Source organism: Streptomyces sp. DvalAA-14 (assembly GCF_900091855.1).
Lineage (GTDB): Bacteria > Actinomycetota > Actinomycetes > Streptomycetales > Streptomycetaceae > Actinacidiphila.
Genome location: NZ_FMCH01000447.1, coordinates 1 through 2,217, shown reverse-complemented (window position 1 = coordinate 2,217; position 2,217 = coordinate 1). Strand labels below are relative to the sequence as shown.

Sequence of the window (2,217 nt, the reverse complement as noted above, 5' to 3'; positions counted from 1 at the left end):
CAGCGCGCCGCGGACGGCCGCGCCGAGCCCGCCGTCGGCCGGCACCACGCAGCCGGCGACCAGCAGGGCCACCAGTCCGGCGGCCACCGGCAGCAGGCTCAGTCCCAGGCCGCTGGCCCCGTAGGCCGCGGCCCAGCCGGCCGAGCGGGCCGGGCGCTGCTTGGGCCAGCGCCGCTCGGCCCGGCCGAGCTTGACCGCGGGCGCGCCGGCCCAGCTCTGCCCGGTCGGCACCTGCCCGGTGACGCTGGAGCCGGCCGCCACCTGGGCCCGCTTGCCCACCCGCGCGCCGGGCAGCAGCGTGCTGCGGGTGCCCACCACCGCGCCGGAGCCGATCTTCACCGTGCCGATCTCCAGCCGGTCGCCGTCCAGCCAGTAGCCGGACAGATCCACTTCGGCCTCGACCGCGCAGCCCCGGCCCAGTTTGAGCATCCCGGTGACCGGCGGCAGCGAGTGCAGATCGACGTCCTCGCCGATGCGGGCACCGAGCGCGCGCCCGTAGCGCAGCAGCCAGGCCCCGGACAGCGTCGTCGCACCGGTGAACTCCGCGAGCCGCTCGGCCGCCCAGAGCCGCAGATGGGTGCCGCCGCCGCGCGGGTAGCTGCCCGGCCGCAGCCCGCGCAGCAGCAGCCGGGCCCCGGTCGCGGCGATGGCGAGCCGGCCCGGCGGGCTGAGCAGCAGCACCGCGCCGGCCCCGACTGCCCACCAGGAGGCGGTCGGCGCCCACGCGTAGCCGCCGAACCACGACAGCACATTGCCCAGCGCCAGCAGGCCGACCGTCCAGCGCAGCCCGACCAGCGTGAACAGCGGCGCCAGCACCAGCAGTTGTACGACCTTGGCCCGGGTCGGAACCGGCGGGATCGTCCGCGCCTCGCGATCACCGCGCACGGTGGCGTCCAGCAGCCGCGCCAGCTTGCGGACGGTGGGGTGCTGGTAGATGTCGAGAACGGACACGCCCGGATAGCGGGTGCGCAGCAGCGTGGTGAGCTGGGCGGCGCCCAGGCTGCTGCCGCCGACCGCGAAGAAGTCGTCCCGGGAGTCGACGACCGGCGCGCCGAGGATCTCGCCCCACTGCTCGGCCAGCCACGCCTCGGTGCCGGTGAGCTGCTCGACGCCGTCGGCGCCGAGGTCGGCCTCCAGGTCCGCGGCCGGCAGCGGCCAGGGCAGCGCGGCCCGGTCCACCTTGCCGGAGGTGCGGGTCGGCAGCGCCTCGACCGGGGCCAGCAGCGGCACCAGCGCGGCGGGCAGCCGGGTCCGCAGCCGCGCCACGCTCGCGGCCCGGTCCCAGCCGTCGGTGGTCACCACGTAGCCGACCAGCAGCTGATTTCCGCGCTTGGCGGTCCGGACGGCCGCGGCGGCGCCGGCCACGCCGGGCAGCGCCTGCAGCGCGGCATCCACCTCGCCGAGTTCGATCCGCCGGCCGCTGAGCTTGACCTGCTCGTCCGCGCGGCCGAGGAAGACCAGCCCCTCCGGCTCGGCCTGCACCAGGTCGCCGCTGCGATAGGCCCGCTCCCAGCCGAGCGACTCCAGCGGGGCGTACTTCTCGGCGTCCTTGCCGGGGTCCAGGTAGCGGGCCAGGCCGGCGCCGCCGATGATGAGCTGGCCGCTGGCGCCCATGGCGACCGGCTCGCCCGCCTCGTCCACCACCGCCAGCTCCCAGCCGTCCAGCGGCAGGCCGATCCGGACCGGCCCCGCGCCGGTCAGCAGGGCGGCGCAGGCCACCACGGTCGCCTCGGTCGGACCGTAGGTGTTCCACACCTCCCGCCCCTCGGTGACCAGCCGCTCGACCAGCTCGGGCGGGCACGCCTCGCCGCCGAAAATCAGCAGGCGCACCTCGATCAGCGCCTCGGCGGGCCACAGCGCGGCGAGGGTGGGCACGGTGGACACCACCGTGATCTCCTGCTCGGCGAGCCACAGGCCCAGGTCCCCGCCCTCGCGCACCTGGGACCTCGGGACGGGCACCAGGCAGGCGCCGTGCCGCCAGGCGAGCCACATCTCCTCGCAGGAGGCGTCGAAGGCGACCGACAGCCCCGCCATCACCCGGTCGCCCGGACCGATCGGCTCGTCCTGGAGGAACAGCGCGGCCTCGGCGTCGACGAAGGCCGCCGCGTTGCGGTGGGTGACGGCGACGCCCTTGGGCTTGCCGGTGGAGCCGGAGGTGAAGATGATCCACGCATCGTCCTCGGGCGCCGGGCGGCGGCGGACCGGCCGGGCGGGCCG

At 76.7% G+C, this 2,217-nt stretch carries 1 protein-coding gene; it reads right to left on the bottom strand.

All coding sequences use genetic code 11. The features are described from left to right. The coding region (locus GA0115240_RS23895; protein WP_141708945.1) for an AMP-binding protein at positions 1–2,217 on the bottom strand (2,217 nt) is incomplete at both ends.